The following is a 17,024-nucleotide window of genomic DNA, read 5'->3' as shown; positions in this document are numbered from 1 at the left end:
CATTTGAGATTGCTGAGCCAAGTTTAGGGTTTTCTCAAAACCCAAGCAGTATTGAACTGAAGAGTTTGATCATGGCTCAGATTGAACGCTGGCGGCAGGCCTAACACATGCAAGTCGAGCGGATGAGAAGAGCTTGCTCTTCGATTCAGCGGCGGACGGGTGAGTAATACCTAGGAATCTGCCTGGTAGTGGGGGACAACGTTTCGAAAGGAACGCTAATACCGCATACGTCCTACGGGAGAAAGCAGGGGACCTTCGGGCCTTGCGCTATCAGATGAGCCTAGGTCGGATTAGCTAGTTGGTGAGGTAATGGCTCACCAAGGCGACGATCCGTAACTGGTCTGAGAGGATGATCAGTCACACTGGAACTGAGACACGGTCCAGACTCCTACGGGAGGCAGCAGTGGGGAATATTGGACAATGGGCGAAAGCCTGATCCAGCCATGCCGCGTGTGTGAAGAAGGTCTTCGGATTGTAAAGCACTTTAAGTTGGGAGGAAGGGCATTAACCTAATACGTTAGTGTTTTGACGTTACCGACAGAATAAGCACCGGCTAACTCTGTGCCAGCAGCCGCGGTAATACAGAGGGTGCAAGCGTTAATCGGAATTACTGGGCGTAAAGCGCGCGTAGGTGGTTCGTTAAGTTGGATGTGAAATCCCCGGGCTCAACCTGGGAACTGCATCCAAAACTGGCGAGCTAGAGTAGGGCAGAGGGTGGTGGAATTTCCTGTGTAGCGGTGAAATGCGTAGATATAGGAAGGAACACCAGTGGCGAAGGCGACCACCTGGGCTCATACTGACACTGAGGTGCGAAAGCGTGGGGAGCAAACAGGATTAGATACCCTGGTAGTCCACGCCGTAAACGATGTCAACTAGCCGTTGGAATCCTTGAGATTTTAGTGGCGCAGCTAACGCATTAAGTTGACCGCCTGGGGAGTACGGCCGCAAGGTTAAAACTCAAATGAATTGACGGGGGCCCGCACAAGCGGTGGAGCATGTGGTTTAATTCGAAGCAACGCGAAGAACCTTACCAGGCCTTGACATGCAGAGAACTTTCCAGAGATGGATTGGTGCCTTCGGGAACTCTGACACAGGTGCTGCATGGCTGTCGTCAGCTCGTGTCGTGAGATGTTGGGTTAAGTCCCGTAACGAGCGCAACCCTTGTCCTTAGTTACCAGCACGTAATGGTGGGCACTCTAAGGAGACTGCCGGTGACAAACCGGAGGAAGGTGGGGATGACGTCAAGTCATCATGGCCCTTACGGCCTGGGCTACACACGTGCTACAATGGTCGGTACAGAGGGTTGCCAAGCCGCGAGGTGGAGCTAATCTCACAAAACCGATCGTAGTCCGGATCGCAGTCTGCAACTCGACTGCGTGAAGTCGGAATCGCTAGTAATCGCGAATCAGAATGTCGCGGTGAATACGTTCCCGGGCCTTGTACACACCGCCCGTCACACCATGGGAGTGGGTTGCACCAGAAGTAGCTAGTCTAACCTTCGGGAGGACGGTTACCACGGTGTGATTCATGACTGGGGTGAAGTCGTAACAAGGTAGCCGTAGGGGAACCTGCGGCTGGATCACCTCCTTAATCGACAGACATCAGCTGTCTTATAAGCTCCCACACGAATTGCTTGATTCATTGAAGAAGACGATATCGGTAACAGCTCTTAACTGGGTCTGTAGCTCAGTTGGTTAGAGCGCACCCCTGATAAGGGTGAGGTCGGCAGTTCGAATCTGCCCAGACCCACCAGTTTCTTGTTGGGGCCATAGCTCAGCTGGGAGAGCGCCTGCCTTGCACGCAGGAGGTCAGCGGTTCGATCCCGCTTGGCTCCACCACCCCTTGCTACCGTGTCAAAGCTTAGAAATGAATATTCGCCTCGAATATTGATTTCTGAACTTTTTCAGAATCGTTCTTTAAAAATTTGGGTATGTGATAGAAAGATAGACTGAATAGCACTTTCACTGGTGTTGTTCAGGCTAAGGTAAAATTTGTGAGTTTAATCGCGAATTTTCGGCGAATGTCGTCTTCACAGTATAACCAGATTGCTTGGGGTTATATGGTCAAGTGAAGAAGCGCATACGGTGGATGCCTTGGCAGTCAGAGGCGATGAAAGACGTGGTAGCCTGCGATAAGCTTCGGGGAGTCGGCAAACAGACTTTGATCCGGAGATCTCTGAATGGGGGAACCCACTCAGCATAAGCTGAGTATCTTGTACTGAATACATAGGTGCAAGAGGCGAACCAGGGGAACTGAAACATCTAAGTACCCTGAGGAAAAGAAATCAACCGAGATTCCCTTAGTAGTGGCGAGCGAACGGGGACTAGCCCTTAAGTGGCTTTGAGATTAGCGGAACGCTCTGGAAAGTGCGGCCATAGTGGGTGATAGCCCTGTACGCGAAAATCTCTTAGTCATGAAATCGAGTAGGACGGAGCACGAGAAACTTTGTCTGAATATGGGGGGACCATCCTCCAAGGCTAAATACTACTGACTGACCGATAGTGAACCAGTACCGTGAGGGAAAGGCGAAAAGAACCCCGGAGAGGGGAGTGAAATAGAACCTGAAACCGTATGCGTACAAGCAGTGGGAGCCTACTTGTTAGGTGACTGCGTACCTTTTGTATAATGGGTCAGCGACTTATATTCAGTGGCGAGCTTAACCGAATAGGGGAGGCGTAGCGAAAGCGAGTCTTAATAGGGCGCTTAGTCGCTGGGTATAGACCCGAAACCGGGCGATCTATCCATGGGCAGGTTGAAGGTTAGGTAACACTGACTGGAGGACCGAACCGACTACCGTTGAAAAGTTAGCGGATGACCTGTGGATCGGAGTGAAAGGCTAATCAAGCTCGGAGATAGCTGGTTCTCCTCGAAAGCTATTTAGGTAGCGCCTCATGTATCACTGTAGGGGGTAGAGCACTGTTTCGGCTAGGGGGTCATCCCGACTTACCAAACCGATGCAAACTCCGAATACCTACAAGTGCCGAGCATGGGAGACACACGGCGGGTGCTAACGTCCGTCGTGAAAAGGGAAACAACCCAGACCGTCAGCTAAGGTCCCAAAGTCATGGTTAAGTGGGAAACGATGTGGGAAGGCTTAGACAGCTAGGAGGTTGGCTTAGAAGCAGCCACCCTTTAAAGAAAGCGTAATAGCTCACTAGTCGAGTCGGCCTGCGCGGAAGATGTAACGGGGCTCAAACCATGCACCGAAGCTACGGGTATCACTTAGGTGATGCGGTAGAGGAGCGTTCTGTAAGCCTGTGAAGGTGAGTTGAGAAGCTTGCTGGAGGTATCAGAAGTGCGAATGCTGACATGAGTAACGACAATGGGAGTGAAAAACTCCCACGCCGAAAGACCAAGGTTTCCTGCGCAACGTTAATCGACGCAGGGTTAGTCGGTCCCTAAGGCGAGGCTGAAAAGCGTAGTCGATGGAAAACAGGTTAATATTCCTGTACTTCTAGTTATTGCGATGGAGGGACGGAGAAGGCTAGGCCAGCTTGGCGTTGGTTGTCCAAGTTTAAGGTGGTAGGCTGAGATCTTAGGTAAATCCGGGATCTTAAGGCCGAGAGCTGATGACGAGTTGCCTTTAGGCGACGAAGTGGTTGATGCCATGCTTCCAAGAAAAGCTTCTAAGCTTCAGATAACTAGGAACCGTACCCCAAACCGACACAGGTGGTTGGGTAGAGAATACCAAGGCGCTTGAGAGAACTCGGGTGAAGGAACTAGGCAAAATGGCACCGTAACTTCGGGAGAAGGTGCGCCGGTGAGGGTGAAGGACTTGCTCCGTAAGCTCATGCCGGTCGAAGATACCAGGCCGCTGCGACTGTTTATTAAAAACACAGCACTCTGCAAACACGAAAGTGGACGTATAGGGTGTGACGCCTGCCCGGTGCCGGAAGGTTAATTGATGGGGTTAGCTAACGCGAAGCTCTTGATCGAAGCCCCGGTAAACGGCGGCCGTAACTATAACGGTCCTAAGGTAGCGAAATTCCTTGTCGGGTAAGTTCCGACCTGCACGAATGGCGTAACGATGGCGGCGCTGTCTCCACCCGAGACTCAGTGAAATTGAAATCGCTGTGAAGATGCAGTGTATCCGCGGCTAGACGGAAAGACCCCGTGAACCTTTACTATAGCTTTGCACTGGACTTTGAATTTGCTTGTGTAGGATAGGTGGGAGGCTTTGAAGCGTGGACGCCAGTTCGCGTGGAGCCATCCTTGAAATACCACCCTGGCAACTTTGAGGTTCTAACTCAGGTCCGTTATCCGGATCGAGGACAGTGTATGGTGGGTAGTTTGACTGGGGCGGTCTCCTCCTAAAGAGTAACGGAGGAGTACGAAGGTGCGCTCAGACCGGTCGGAAATCGGTCGTAGAGTATAAAGGCAAAAGCGCGCTTGACTGCGAGACAGACACGTCGAGCAGGTACGAAAGTAGGTCTTAGTGATCCGGTGGTTCTGTATGGAAGGGCCATCGCTCAACGGATAAAAGGTACTCCGGGGATAACAGGCTGATACCGCCCAAGAGTTCATATCGACGGCGGTGTTTGGCACCTCGATGTCGGCTCATCACATCCTGGGGCTGAAGCCGGTCCCAAGGGTATGGCTGTTCGCCATTTAAAGTGGTACGCGAGCTGGGTTTAGAACGTCGTGAGACAGTTCGGTCCCTATCTGCCGTGGACGTTTGAGATTTGAGAGGGGCTGCTCCTAGTACGAGAGGACCGGAGTGGACGAACCTCTGGTGTTCCGGTTGTCACGCCAGTGGCATTGCCGGGTAGCTATGTTCGGAAGAGATAACCGCTGAAAGCATCTAAGCGGGAAACTTGCCTCAAGATGAGATCTCACTGGAGCCTTGAGCTCCCTGAAGGGCCGTCGAAGACTACGACGTTGATAGGTTGGGTGTGTAAGCGCTGTGAGGCGTTGAGCTAACCAATACTAATTGCCCGTGAGGCTTGACCATATAACACCCAAGCAATTTGCGTCGAACGACCAGATTGCGGTGTTGTGAAGACGAAACGAACCGAAAGTTTGCGACTCACAAAACATCACATACCCGATTTGCTGGAACGTCGAATGACGGTCTGGTACACAGAATTTCTTGACGACCATAGAGCATTGGAACCACCTGATCCCATCCCGAACTCAGTAGTGAAACGATGCATCGCCGATGGTAGTGTGGGGTTTCCCCATGTGAGAGTAGGTCATCGTCAAGATTAAATTCCGAAACCCCTATCTGCACATGCAGGTAGGGGTTTTGTCTTTCCAGGTTCTGCAGAATGCAGCTCCTGCGTCTCTTCTCGGAATGCGGTTTCATTCCCACCTCTCCCGCCTGCCTCAGTTTTCTATGCAATCCCCACCCGCATAGCTATCATGCGAACCTCATTACGAGTCGAGATTGGCATGCTGAAGTTGTTAAAGCTCCTCAAGGATGGCCGATTCCATTCCGGGCAGGACCTGGGGGTCGCCCTTGGCGTAAGCCGTAGCGCTGTCTGGAAACAGTTGCAGCACCTCGAGGCTGAGTTAAACCTGCCTATTCATAAAGTTCGAGGCCGCGGCTATCAGTTGGCTGCGCCATTATCGTTGCTGGAGGCGCCGGCGATTGCCGAGTACGCACAGGGCGAGAAGTGGCCCGCTCTGATATTCGATTCTATTGATTCGACCAATGCCCAGGCCTTGCGGGCCATTAGTGAGGGGCGGGCTGCACCCTTTCTTGTGTTGGCTGAGCGGCAGACCGCTGGGCGAGGCCGGCGCGGACGCCAGTGGGTGAGCCCCTTTGCCGAGAACCTCTACTACAGCCTGGTGTTGCGTATCGAAGGGGGCATGCGTCAGCTCGAAGGTTTGAGCTTGGTGGTGGGGCTCGCGGTGATGCGAACATTGCAGACATTCGGTGTTGTTGATGCAGGTTTGAAGTGGCCGAATGATGTGTTGGTCAATAATCAGAAAATCGCCGGTATTCTCCTCGAGTTGGTCGGTGATCCGGCGGATGTGTGTCATGTGGTGTTGGGCGTAGGCATCAATGTGAACATGCAGGCAGCCAACGAGATTGACCAGGCGTGGACCTCGATGCGTCTAGAGACTGGCTTGAATGTTGATCGCAATCTGCTGGTCGCCAGGCTGAATCAGAACCTGCAATCTGATTTGGAGCGGCACCAACAAGGGGGATTTGCAATCTTCCAGCAAGAGTGGGAGCAAGCCCACCTCTGGCAGAAGCAAGCTGTTTCTTTGATTGCAGGGGTCAATAGAATTGACGGAATTGTATTAGGTATCGATGGTCAGGGTGCTTTGCGCCTTGAGGTCGATGGTCTGGAGAAGAGCTTCAGCGGTGGTGAGCTCAGTTTGAGGTTGCGTGATGATTCTTGAGCTCGATTGCGGTAATAGCTTTATTAAGTGGCGCATTGTGCGTAGCGCTTTTGCGACGATCGTAGCAGGCGGCGTGGTCGATTCCGATCAGGCCCTCGTTATAGCAATAAAGGCGCTCGGGAGTCCGCCTGAGTGCTGTCGCCTGGTTAGTGTCAGGAGTGAGGAGGAAACCGAAAGTCTTGGGGCGCTATTGTCGCAGCACTTCGGAATTAGCGTCATGGTTGCCCAGCCCGCTAGGGAAGTGGGTGCTGTGCGTAATGGCTATGACGACTACCAACGCCTGGGTTTGGATCGCTGGCTGGCCTTGCTGGGGGGGTATCACCTGGCCAAGGGGGCTTGTCTCGTGATGGACTTTGGGACCGCGGCAAAAGCTGACTTTGTCGCTGCTGATGGTGAGCACCTGGGCGGCTTCATATGTCCAGGTATGCCGTTGATGCGTAGCCAATTGCGTACCCATACACGCAGGATTCGCTATGACGACGCGTCGGCTGAGCGTGCTCTGTCGAGTATGACACCTGGGCGTTCGACGGTAGAAGCGGTGGAGCGTGGGTGCGTTCACATGCTCCAGGGGTTTGCTCGCTCTCAGATTGAATATGCGCAGGGGTTGTGGGGAGAGGATTTCACCGTGCTGCTGACAGGTGGGGATGCTCCTCTGGTGCAAGAGGCGGTGCCACATGCCCGTGTAGTGCCTGACCTGGTGTTTGTTGGCTTGGCGCTAGCCTGTCCGCTGGATTGAGGTAACTATGCGTTGGTTGTTTCTGTTGTTGGTGGTGCTCAATGGCGTGTATTACGTCTGGCATCAGCAGGAAGCACCCCTGAAGGCCAAGGAGGTAGCTCCACTGTCGCTCTATAAGGGTAATCAGCAGGGCATTCGGCTTTTGAGCGAGTCAGGGCAGAATAAGCGCCCTCCTGAACGTGATCAGGAATGCTTGTATGTGGGCGGGCTGGCTGCCAAGGAACAGCTCAATGCCCTGCGCCAGCGTCTTGTGGCGCTTGATATAGCAGCAGTACCGGTCTTGGGCAGGTTAGGGGGCGAGGCGGGTGTATGGCTGCAGATTGCTCCGCAAAGCCAGCATTTACTGGACCAAACCCTTCTGGGAGCACTTTCCCGAGATTTCAAAGACTTAAAACATAAAATAATGTTGTGCGAGGGTATTGCAACTGGCGAATAGCTTGATAGAATGGCGCCCGCTTCACAGGGATGACCACTAAGTGGCCGAACTGAGAAGTAGCTGTCAAATTAGCTAACCTCAAGATTTTAATGAGAAAAAGCTTGACAGTAGGACGGCAAGAGTTGAAAATGCCGCCCACGCTTAGGAGGGGTTCCCGAGCGGCCAAAGGGATCAGACTGTAAATCTGACGTCTACGACTTCGAAGGTTCGAATCCTTCCCCCTCCACCAGTTTAGCGAGAGCTGCAAGCTCCGCGGGTATAGTTTAGTGGTAGAACCTCAGCCTTCCAAGCTGATGATGCGGGTTCGATTCCCGCTACCCGCTCCAGGTTTGCTGTTTTTGCAAAGTGTTAAGCTCTTGTAGCTCAGTTGGTAGAGCACACCCTTGGTAAGGGTGAGGTCAGCGGTTCAAATCCGCTCAAGAGCTCCATATAACAAGGCAGATATGAAAATATCTGCCTTTGTTTTAATGGTCTGTTTGATCTGCTTATTACTTCTACCGGGGGATAATCTCGATGGCTAAGGAAAAGTTCGAGCGTAACAAGCCGCATGTAAACGTTGGTACCATTGGTCACGTTGACCATGGCAAGACCACGTTGACTGCCGCGCTGACTCGCGTTTGTTCCGAGGTTTTCGGTTCGGCCAAGGTCGACTTCGACAAGATCGATAGTGCCCCGGAAGAGAAGGCTCGTGGTATTACAATTAATACTGCGCACGTTGAGTATGATTCAAACATTCGTCACTACGCTCACGTTGACTGCCCAGGTCACGCTGACTACGTGAAGAACATGATCACCGGTGCTGCCCAGATGGACGGCGCGATCCTGGTTTGCTCGGCCGCCGATGGTCCGATGCCACAAACTCGTGAGCACATCCTGCTGTCCCGTCAGGTTGGCGTTCCGTACATCGTGGTCTTCCTGAACAAGGCTGACCTGGTAGATGACGCTGAGCTGCTGGAGCTGGTCGAGATGGAAGTTCGCGACCTGCTGTCCACCTACGACTTCCCAGGCGATGACACTCCGATCATCATCGGTTCGGCTCGTATGGCTCTGGAAGGCAAAGACGACAACGAAATGGGCACCACCGCTGTCAAGCGTCTGGTTGAAACTCTGGACAGCTACATCCCAGAGCCAGAGCGTGCTATCGACAAGCCGTTCCTGATGCCAATCGAAGACGTATTCTCGATCTCGGGTCGTGGTACCGTTGTTACCGGTCGTATCGAGCGTGGTATCGTCCGCGTTCAGGACGCTCTGGAAATCGTTGGTCTGCGTGACACCACCACCACCACCTGCACCGGTGTTGAGATGTTCCGCAAGCTGCTGGACGAAGGTCGTGCTGGCGAGAACTGCGGCGTTCTGCTGCGTGGCACCAAGCGTGACGACGTTGAGCGTGGTCAGGTTCTGGTTAAGCCAGGTTCGGTTAAGCCGCACACCAAGTTCACCGCAGAAGTTTACGTTCTGAGCAAGGAAGAAGGCGGCCGTCATACTCCGTTCTTCAAAGGCTACCGTCCACAGTTCTACTTCCGTACTACTGACGTGACTGGTAACTGCGAGCTGCCAGAAGGCGTTGAAATGGTAATGCCAGGTGACAACATCCAGATGACTGTCACTCTGATCAAAACCATCGCAATGGAAGATGGCCTGCGTTTCGCTATCCGTGAAGGCGGTCGTACCGTCGGCGCTGGCGTCGTAGCCAAAGTAATCGAATAAGTAGTTGATTTCTCTCGATCAGATCGGCATAATGGCCGGCCTGATAAGCTTTTAGGTCAGTAGCTCAATTGGCAGAGCGACGGTCTCCAAAACCGTAGGTTGGGGGTTCGATTCCCTCCTGACCTGCCAGATTCACCTCGTGTGTCTGGCTTTCTTTTCACAGGATTTTCCTAGATGACTCCCAAGGCTGAAGCCCAAGACTCTCGTTTTGACCTGCTCAAGTGGCTGGCTGTTGTCGCTTTGGTGGTCGTTGGTGTGGTGGGTAATCAATATTACTCCGCTTCGCCGATTCTGTATCGCGTACTCGCACTTCTTGCTCTTGCTGGTGTTGCTGGCTTCATTGCCTTGCAGACTGCCAAGGGTAAGTCGTTCTTTGCGCTTGCAAAGGAAGCTCGCACCGAGATTCGTAAAGTCGTATGGCCAACCCGTCAAGAAACCATGCAAACCACGCTCATCGTAGTGGCGGTTGTTCTGGTGATGGCGCTGCTGCTGTGGGGTCTCGACTCCCTGCTCGGTTGGTTGATTTCCTTGATTGTTGGCTAAGGGTGTCCCGTGGCTAAGCGTTGGTACGTTGTGCATGCTTACTCGGGTTACGAGAAGCATGTAATGCGCTCGCTGATCGAGCGCGTAAAGCTGGCTGGCATGGAAGACGGTTTCGGCGAAATTCTGGTCCCCACTGAAGAAGTGGTTGAGATGCGCAATGGCCAGAAGCGCAAGAGCGAGCGTAAGTTCTTCCCAGGTTACGTGCTGGTCCAAATGGACATGAACGAAGGGACTTGGCACTTGGTCAAGGATACCCCTCGCGTCATGGGCTTTATTGGTGGTACTGCAGACAAGCCTGCACCGATTACCGATAAAGAGGCAGAGGCTATTCTGCGTCGCGTTGCCGATGGCAGCGATAAACCGAAGCCGAAAACCTTGTTCGAGCCGGGCGAAGTTGTCCGCGTTATCGATGGTCCGTTCGCTGATTTCAACGGTACTGTTGAAGAAGTTAACTACGAAAAAAGTCGGATCCAAGTGGCCGTGCTTATTTTCGGTCGCTCTACTCCGGTAGAGCTTGAGTTCAGCCAGGTCGAAAAGGTCTAGCCGAACAAAGCATCCCATACCCCGCAGCCCTATGTGCTGCGGGGTTTTGTCGTCACTGGGATAAAACGCAAGTCATCCGGGGAGCCTTCAGGCGTTCGTACCCGATATTGGAGTAGCTCATGGCTAAGAAGATTCAGGCTTACATCAAGCTGCAAGTAAAGGCCGGCCAGGCCAACCCAAGCCCACCCGTTGGTCCAGCTCTGGGTCAACACGGTGTGAACATCATGGAATTCTGCAAGGCCTTCAACGCCCGTACTCAGGGTCAAGAAGCCGGCCTGCCGACTCCTGTGATTATCACTGTTTACAGTGACCGCAGCTTCACTTTTGAAACCAAGAGCACCCCTGCTTCGGTCCTGCTGAAGAAAGCTGCTGGCGTGACCAGCGGCTCGGCTCGTCCGAACACCGTTAAAGTCGGTACTGTGACTCGTGCTCAGCTGGAAGAGATCGCAAAAACCAAAAATGCTGATCTTACTGCCGCTGACATGGAAGCAGCCGTGCGTACCATCGCCGGTTCTGCTCGCAGCATGGGCCTCAACGTGGAGGGTGTGTAATGGCTAAGCTGACCAAGCGCCAAAAGGCCATTGCTTCGAAGCTCGAAGCTGGCAAAGTCTACAACTTCGAAGACGCAGCAGTACTGCTGGCCGAACTGTCCACCGTGAAGTTCAGCGAATCCTTCGACGTTGCTGTCAACCTCGGTGTTGACCCGCGTAAATCCGACCAGGTCGTTCGTAGCGCTACTGTGCTGCCGCACGGCACTGGCAAGACCGTACGCGTTGCTGTCTTCACCCAGGGTCCAGCTGCTGAGGCCGCTCTGGCTGCCGGCGCTGACCGTGTAGGTATGGACGATCTGGCTGCCGAAATGAAAGGCGGCGACCTGAACTATGACGTCGTAATTGCTTCCCCGGACGCAATGCGTGTTGTAGGTCAGTTGGGTCAGGTTCTGGGTCCTCGCGGCCTGATGCCTAACCCGAAAGTTGGTACCGTGACTCCAGACGTAGCCACCGCGGTTAAAAACGCCAAGGCTGGTCAGGTTCGTTATCGCACCGACAAAAACGGCATCATCCACACCTCCGTTGGCAAGGTCGGCTTTGAAGCTGGCAAGCTGAAGGAAAACGTTGAAGCCCTGATCGCTGATCTGAAGCGTATCAAGCCAGCTTCCTCGAAAGGTATCTACGTTAAGCGCGTTACCCTGAGCACCACTATGGGCCCAGGTCTGGTCATCGACCAGAGCTCGCTGAACGCGTAAGACAAAAGCCGATGCGAGTAATCGCGTCGGCTTAAAAAATTGGGGTCCCTGCCTGGCGGGGGCTATCCAAGACCGTAGGCGGCGAAAGCCTTAAACCTTAAGCCTACGCAGATGGTGCTCCCGGTTCCTTACCGAATCAGACACCAAAACGACATCCGGCTTCGGCCAGATGAAACGGTAACAAGCAGGAGTTTTACCCGTGGCAATTAAACTCGAAGACAAGAAGGCCATCGTCGCTGAAGTCAACGAGGCTGCCAAAGTCGCTCTGTCCGCTGTCGTGGCTGATGCCCGTGGTGTGACTGTAGGCGCAATGACCGGACTCCGTAAAGAGGCTCGTGAAGCTGGCGTATACGTGCGTGTCGTACGTAACACCCTGCTCAAGCGTGCTGTTGCTGACACTGAATTCAGTGTCCTCAACGACGCCTTCACTGGCCCGACCCTGATCGCTTTCTCCAACGAACACCCGGGCGCTGCTGCTCGTCTGTTCAAAGAGTTCGCCAAGGGTCAGGACAAGTTCGAGATCAAGGCAGCTGCGTTCGACGGCAAGTTCCTTGCCGCTAACGAAATCGACGTGTTGGCTACCCTGCCGACCCGCGACGAAGCTATCGCGAAGCTGATGAGCGTGATCCAAGGCGCTACCAGCAAGCTGGCTCGTACTTTGGCAGCTATTCGCGACCAGAAAGAAGCTACTGCTGCCTAAGGCACCGTAAGCGCTTTCGAAATCATACGTTTAATTTGATAGCTGCGTAGGCTGTCACCCCAATACAGGATTTAAGTCATGTCTCTGACTAACGAGCAAATCATCGAAGCAATCGGCCAGAAAACCGTTCTGGAAGTTGTTGAGCTGATCAAAGCAATGGAAGAAACCTTCGGCGTTACCGCTGCTGTTGCCGCTGCTGGCCCAGCTGCTGCCGCTGCCGTTGTTGAAGAGCAAACCGAATTCAACGTAGTTCTGGTTGAAGCCGGCGAGAAGAAAGTCAACGTGATCAAGGCCGTTCGTGAACTGACCGGTCTGGGTCTGAAAGAAGCCAAAGAGAAAGTTGACGGCGCTCCTCAGGTTGTCGCTGAAGGCGTTTCGAAAGAAGCTGCTGAAGACGCCAAGAAGAAGCTGGAAGAAGCAGGCGCTAAAGTCGAACTCAAGTAATTTCGACTTTGCGACTCCAGCCCGAGCGCTAAGCAAACGGCTGATGGCTGGTGGCTCTTGCCACCGGCCTTTTTCCGTTATTGGCAGCTGACTAGGTCGGTGCCAGTAACGAGCTGTAACCACCAATGATGGTGGCGCAAACCAAGGGGTTTGCACGATTTTCTGGCTGCTCCCGTCGGGAGAAGCCAAACAAGCAGGTGACCAAGCTGGGGAACGCTGATGGCTTACTCATACACTGAGAAAAAACGTATCCGCAAGGACTTTAGCAAGTTGCCGGACGTCATGGATGTGCCTTACCTCCTGGCCATCCAGCTGGATTCGTATCGTGAATTCTTGCAAGCGGGAGCGACCAAAGATCAGTTCCGCGACGTGGGCCTGCATGCGGCCTTCAAATCGGTTTTCCCGATCATCAGCTACTCCGGCAATGCTGCCCTGGAGTACGTTGGCTATCGTTTGGGCGAACCAGCTTTTGATGTCAAAGAATGCGTACTGCGCGGCGTAACCTACGCCGTACCACTGCGGGTGAAAGTACGCCTGATCATTTTCGACAAAGAATCGTCGAACAAAGCGATCAAGGACATCAAAGAGCAAGAAGTCTACATGGGTGAAATCCCCCTGATGACTGAAAACGGTACCTTCGTAATCAACGGTACCGAGCGTGTTATCGTTTCCCAGCTGCACCGTTCGCCAGGTGTGTTCTTCGACCACGACCGTGGCAAGACGCACAGCTCGGGCAAGCTGCTGTACTCGGCTCGGATCATTCCTTACCGTGGCTCGTGGCTGGACTTCGAATTCGATCCGAAAGACTGTGTATTCGTCCGTATCGACCGTCGTCGCAAACTGCCTGCGTCGGTACTGCTACGCGCGCTGGGTTACAGCACTGAAGAAGTGTTGGATGCCTTCTACACCACCAACGTTTTCCACGTCTCGGGCGAGAAGCTGAGCCTGGAGCTGGTGCCTCAGCGCCTGCGTGGTGAAATTGCAGTCATGGATATTCATGACGAAACCGGCAAGGTGATTGTCGAGCAGGGTCGTCGTATTACCGCTCGTCACATCAACCAGCTGGAAAAGGCTGGCGTGAAGCAGTTGGACGTTCCTATGGAATACGTCCTGGGCCGTACTACTGCCAAAGCCATTGTTCACCCAGCTACCGGCGAAATCCTGGCTGAGTGCAACATCGAGCTGAATACCGAGCTGCTGATCAAGATCGCCAAGGCTCAGGTAGTCCGTATCGAGACCCTGTACACCAACGACATCGACTGCGGTCCGTTCATCTCCGATACCCTGAAGATCGACTCCACCAGCAATCAGCTGGAAGCGCTGGTCGAAATCTATCGGATGATGCGTCCTGGCGAGCCGCCAACCAAGGATGCCGCTGAGACCCTGTTCAACAACCTGTTCTTCAGCGCCGAGCGTTACGACCTGTCGGCCGTCGGTCGCATGAAGTTCAACCGTCGTATCGGTCGTACCGAAATCGAAGGTTCGGGCGTACTGAGCAAGGAAGACATCGTCGAAGTCCTCAAGACCTTGGTCGATATCCGTAACGGCAAAGGCATCGTCGACGACATCGACCACCTGGGTAACCGTCGCGTACGTTGCGTCGGCGAAATGGCCGAGAACCAGTTCCGCGTTGGCCTGGTGCGTGTAGAGCGCGCGGTCAAAGAGCGTCTGTCGATGGCAGAAAGCGAAGGCCTGATGCCTCAGGACCTGATCAACGCCAAGCCGGTTGCGGCGGCGGTGAAAGAGTTCTTCGGCTCCAGCCAGCTTTCTCAGTTCATGGACCAGAACAACCCGCTCTCCGAAATCACCCACAAGCGTCGTGTCTCTGCACTCGGCCCTGGTGGTCTGACCCGTGAGCGCGCTGGCTTTGAAGTCCGTGACGTACACCCGACCCACTACGGCCGTGTGTGCCCGATCGAGACGCCTGAAGGTCCGAACATCGGTCTGATCAACTCCCTGGCAGCTTATGCCCGCACCAACCAGTACGGTTTCCTCGAGAGCCCGTATCGTGTGGTGAAAGAAGGTGTTGTTACCGACGAGATCGTGTTCCTGTCGGCGATTGAAGAAGCAGATCACGTCATCGCACAGGCTTCGGCCGCGATGAACGAGAAGAAGCAACTGATCGACGAGCTGGTAGCCGTTCGTCACCTGAACGAGTTCACCGTCAAGGCGCCAGAAGACGTCACCTTGATGGACGTATCGCCGAAGCAGGTAGTTTCGGTCGCAGCGTCGCTGATTCCGTTCCTCGAGCACGACGACGCCAACCGTGCGTTGATGGGTTCGAACATGCAGCGTCAGGCTGTACCAACCCTGCGTGCCGACAAGCCGCTGGTAGGTACCGGCATGGAGCGCAACGTTGCCCGTGACTCCGGCGTTTGCGTCGTGGCTCGTCGTGGTGGCGTGATCGACTCCGTTGACGCCAGCCGTATCGTGGTTCGTGTTGCTGATGATGAAGTTGAAACCGGCGAAGCTGGTGTCGACATCTACAACCTGACCAAATACACCCGCTCGAACCAGAACACCTGCATCAACCAGCGTCCGCTGGTGCGCAAAGGTGATGTGGTTCAGCGTAGCGACATCATGGCCGACGGCCCGTCCACCGATATGGGTGAACTGGCACTGGGTCAGAACATGCGCATCGCGTTCATGGCGTGGAACGGCTTCAACTTCGAAGACTCCATCTGCCTGTCCGAACGTGTAGTTCAGGAAGACCGCTTCACCACGATCCACATTCAGGAACTGACCTGTGTGGCTCGTGACACCAAGCTCGGCCCAGAGGAAATCACCGCGGACATTCCGAACGTCGGTGAAGCTGCGCTGAACAAGCTGGATGAAGCCGGTATCGTCTACGTTGGTGCCGAAGTTGGTGCGGGCGACATTCTGGTCGGCAAGGTCACGCCAAAAGGCGAAACCCAGCTCACTCCAGAAGAGAAGCTGCTGCGTGCGATCTTCGGTGAGAAGGCCAGCGACGTTAAGGACACCTCCCTGCGTGTGCCAACCGGCACCAAAGGTACTGTCATCGACGTACAGGTCTTCACCCGTGACGGCGTTGAGCGTGATAGCCGTGCGTTGTCCATCGAGAAGATGCAGCTCGACGAGATCCGCAAGGACCTGAACGAAGAGTTCCGTATCGTTGAAGGTGCAACCTTCGAGCGTCTGCGTTCTGCCCTGAACGGCCAGGTAGTCGACGGTGGTGCTGGCCTGAAGAAAGGCACAGTCATCACCAACGAAGTGCTGGACGGTCTGGAGCACGGCCAGTGGTTCAAACTGCGCATGGCCGAAGACGCGCTGAACGAGCAACTCGAGAAGGCTCAGGCCTACATCGTTGATCGTCGCCGTTTGCTGGACGACAAGTTTGAAGACAAGAAGCGCAAGCTGCAGCAGGGCGATGACCTGGCACCGGGCGTACTGAAGATCGTCAAGGTCTACCTGGCAATCCGTCGTCGCATCCAGCCGGGCGACAAGATGGCCGGTCGTCACGGTAACAAAGGTGTGGTCTCGGTGATTATGCCGGTTGAAGACATGCCGCACGACGCCAACGGTACGCCGGTAGACGTGGTACTCAACCCACTGGGTGTACCATCGCGTATGAACGTTGGTCAGATCCTTGAAACCCACCTGGGCCTTGCGGCCAAGGGGCTGGGCGAGAAGATCAACCGCATGCTCGAAGAGCAGCGCAAGGTCATCGAGCTGCGCAAGTTCCTCACCGAGATCTACAACGAGATCGGTGGTCGTCAGGAAAGCCTTGAGACCTTCTCCGACCAGGAAATCCTGGATCTGGCGAAGAACCTAAAAGGTGGTGTGCCAATGGCCACTCCAGTCTTCGACGGCGCCAAGGAAAGCGAAATCAAGGCCATGCTGAAACTGGCAGACATGCCAGAAAGCGGTCAGATGCAGCTGTTCGATGGTCGTACCGGCAACAAGTTCGAGCGTCATGTGACCGTTGGTTACATGTACATGCTCAAGCTGAACCACTTGGTGGACGACAAGATGCACGCGCGTTCCACTGGTTCTTACAGCCTGGTTACCCAGCAGCCGCTGGGTGGTAAGGCGCAGTTCGGTGGTCAGCGTTTCGGGGAGATGGAAGTGTGGGCGCTGGAAGCATACGGCGCGGCATACACCCTGCAAGAAATGCTCACAGTGAAGTCGGACGACGTGAACGGTCGTACCAAGATGTACAAAAACATCGTGGACGGCGATCACCGTATGGAGCCGGGCATGCCCGAGTCCTTCAACGTGTTGATCAAAGAAATTCGTTCGCTCGGTATCGATATCGATCTGGAAACCGAATAACACGTGACGCGAATTGGGAGCGTGG

Annotated in this window: 11 protein-coding genes, 6 tRNA genes and 3 rRNA genes; all 20 read left to right on the top strand. The window is 54.2% G+C overall.

The annotated features are described in order from the left end of the window. The first annotated feature begins 53 nt into the window (after positions 1–53). The 20 genes from U9R80_RS24845 to rpoB all read left to right on the top strand — a co-directional run bounded on the left by U9R80_RS24845 (position 54) and on the right by rpoB (position 16,999). A 16S ribosomal RNA gene (locus tag U9R80_RS24845) occupies positions 54–1,590 on the top strand. Positions 1,591–1,675: 85 nt separating this feature from the next. Further along, positions 1,676–1,752 (top strand) — tRNA-Ile (locus tag U9R80_RS24840). Between the two features lie 10 nt (positions 1,753–1,762). Next, positions 1,763–1,838, top strand: a tRNA-Ala gene (locus U9R80_RS24835). A 223-nt stretch (positions 1,839–2,061) separates the two neighbouring features. Further along, positions 2,062–4,951 (top strand): 23S ribosomal RNA (locus U9R80_RS24830). A gap of 137 nt (positions 4,952–5,088) precedes the next feature. Continuing rightward, positions 5,089–5,204 (top strand): 5S ribosomal RNA (rrf, locus tag U9R80_RS24825). The 16S, 23S and 5S rRNA genes sit together here with 2 tRNA genes alongside, the layout of an rRNA operon. A 187-nt stretch (positions 5,205–5,391) precedes the next feature. Then, complete coding sequence (gene birA / locus U9R80_RS24820) at positions 5,392–6,351, top strand: bifunctional biotin--[acetyl-CoA-carboxylase] ligase/biotin operon repressor BirA (RefSeq protein ID WP_301839862.1); 960 nt, start codon at positions 5,392–5,394, stop codon at positions 6,349–6,351. Further along, entirely contained in the window at positions 6,341–7,087 is a 747-nt protein-coding gene (locus U9R80_RS24815) for a pantothenate kinase (RefSeq protein WP_301839863.1), read from the top strand. The genes birA and U9R80_RS24815 overlap by 11 nt, the downstream gene beginning before the upstream one ends. A 7-nt stretch (positions 7,088–7,094) precedes the next feature. Beyond that, positions 7,095–7,523, top strand: coding sequence for a hypothetical protein (locus U9R80_RS24810; RefSeq protein ID WP_301839865.1), 429 nt, complete (start codon positions 7,095–7,097; stop codon positions 7,521–7,523). Between the two features lie 144 nt (positions 7,524–7,667). After that, a tRNA-Tyr gene (locus U9R80_RS24805) sits at positions 7,668–7,752 on the top strand. Between the two features lie 23 nt (positions 7,753–7,775). After that, positions 7,776–7,849: transfer RNA gene (locus U9R80_RS24800), tRNA-Gly, on the top strand. Between the two features lie 26 nt (positions 7,850–7,875). After that, positions 7,876–7,951, top strand: a tRNA-Thr gene (locus U9R80_RS24795). Positions 7,952–8,036: 85 nt separating this feature from the next. Beyond that, positions 8,037–9,230, top strand: coding sequence for an elongation factor Tu (tuf, locus tag U9R80_RS24790; protein WP_100634181.1), 1,194 nt, complete (start codon positions 8,037–8,039; stop codon positions 9,228–9,230). 53 nt (positions 9,231–9,283) lie between these two features. Further along, positions 9,284–9,359: transfer RNA gene (locus U9R80_RS24785), tRNA-Trp, on the top strand. 45 nt (positions 9,360–9,404) lie between these two features. Then, positions 9,405–9,773 carry a preprotein translocase subunit SecE gene (gene secE / locus U9R80_RS24780; protein ID WP_301839866.1) on the top strand — a complete coding sequence of 123 codons (369 nt, stop codon included), beginning with the start codon at positions 9,405–9,407 and terminating at the stop codon, positions 9,771–9,773. A 9-nt stretch (positions 9,774–9,782) separates the two neighbouring features. After that, on the top strand, positions 9,783–10,316 hold the full coding sequence (nusG, locus tag U9R80_RS24775) for a transcription termination/antitermination protein NusG (protein WP_010220294.1): 534 nt from the start codon (positions 9,783–9,785) through the stop codon (positions 10,314–10,316). A gap of 119 nt (positions 10,317–10,435) precedes the next feature. Continuing rightward, positions 10,436–10,867 carry a 50S ribosomal protein L11 gene (rplK, locus tag U9R80_RS24770; RefSeq protein ID WP_301839868.1) on the top strand — a complete coding sequence of 144 codons (432 nt, stop codon included), beginning with the start codon at positions 10,436–10,438 and terminating at the stop codon, positions 10,865–10,867. After that, positions 10,867–11,562, top strand: a complete 696-nt coding sequence (gene rplA, locus U9R80_RS24765; RefSeq protein WP_028944938.1) for a 50S ribosomal protein L1 — start codon at positions 10,867–10,869, stop codon at positions 11,560–11,562. Before rplK ends, rplA begins: the two co-directional genes overlap by 1 nt. Positions 11,563–11,761: 199 nt before the next feature. Next, positions 11,762–12,262 (top strand): 50S ribosomal protein L10, encoded by a 501-nt coding sequence (rplJ, locus tag U9R80_RS24760; RefSeq protein WP_028944939.1) that lies wholly within the window; start codon positions 11,762–11,764, stop codon positions 12,260–12,262. A 78-nt stretch (positions 12,263–12,340) separates the two neighbouring features. After that, complete coding sequence (gene rplL, locus U9R80_RS24755; protein ID WP_007957596.1) at positions 12,341–12,706, top strand: 50S ribosomal protein L7/L12; 366 nt, start codon at positions 12,341–12,343, stop codon at positions 12,704–12,706. A 219-nt stretch (positions 12,707–12,925) separates the two neighbouring features. Continuing rightward, a complete protein-coding gene (rpoB, locus tag U9R80_RS24750) occupies positions 12,926–16,999 on the top strand; it encodes a DNA-directed RNA polymerase subunit beta (protein ID WP_301839876.1) in 4,074 nt (1,357 codons plus the stop codon). The last annotated feature ends 25 nt before the right edge of the window (positions 17,000–17,024 follow it).

This window comes from Pseudomonas sp. JQ170C (assembly GCF_035581345.1).
Taxonomy (GTDB): domain Bacteria; phylum Pseudomonadota; class Gammaproteobacteria; order Pseudomonadales; family Pseudomonadaceae; genus Aquipseudomonas.
The sequence above is the reverse complement of the archived record's forward strand: the minus strand, read 5'-3'. Positions and strand labels throughout refer to the sequence as shown.

Coding starts and splice junctions, on each gene's coding strand:
- rplL (WP_007957596.1), top strand. CDS start 12,341: ATGTCTCTGACTAACGAGCAAATCATCGAAGCAATCGGCCAGAAAACC.
- rplK (WP_301839868.1), top strand. CDS start 10,436: ATGGCTAAGAAGATTCAGGCTTACATCAAGCTGCAAGTAAAGGCCGGC.
- rpoB (WP_301839876.1), top strand. CDS start 12,926: ATGGCTTACTCATACACTGAGAAAAAACGTATCCGCAAGGACTTTAGC.
- birA (WP_301839862.1), top strand. CDS start 5,392: ATGCTGAAGTTGTTAAAGCTCCTCAAGGATGGCCGATTCCATTCCGGG.
- U9R80_RS24815 (WP_301839863.1), top strand. CDS start 6,341: ATGATTCTTGAGCTCGATTGCGGTAATAGCTTTATTAAGTGGCGCATT.
- rplA (WP_028944938.1), top strand. CDS start 10,867: ATGGCTAAGCTGACCAAGCGCCAAAAGGCCATTGCTTCGAAGCTCGAA.
- U9R80_RS24810 (WP_301839865.1), top strand. CDS start 7,095: ATGCGTTGGTTGTTTCTGTTGTTGGTGGTGCTCAATGGCGTGTATTAC.
- secE (WP_301839866.1), top strand. CDS start 9,405: ATGACTCCCAAGGCTGAAGCCCAAGACTCTCGTTTTGACCTGCTCAAG.
- tuf (WP_100634181.1), top strand. CDS start 8,037: ATGGCTAAGGAAAAGTTCGAGCGTAACAAGCCGCATGTAAACGTTGGT.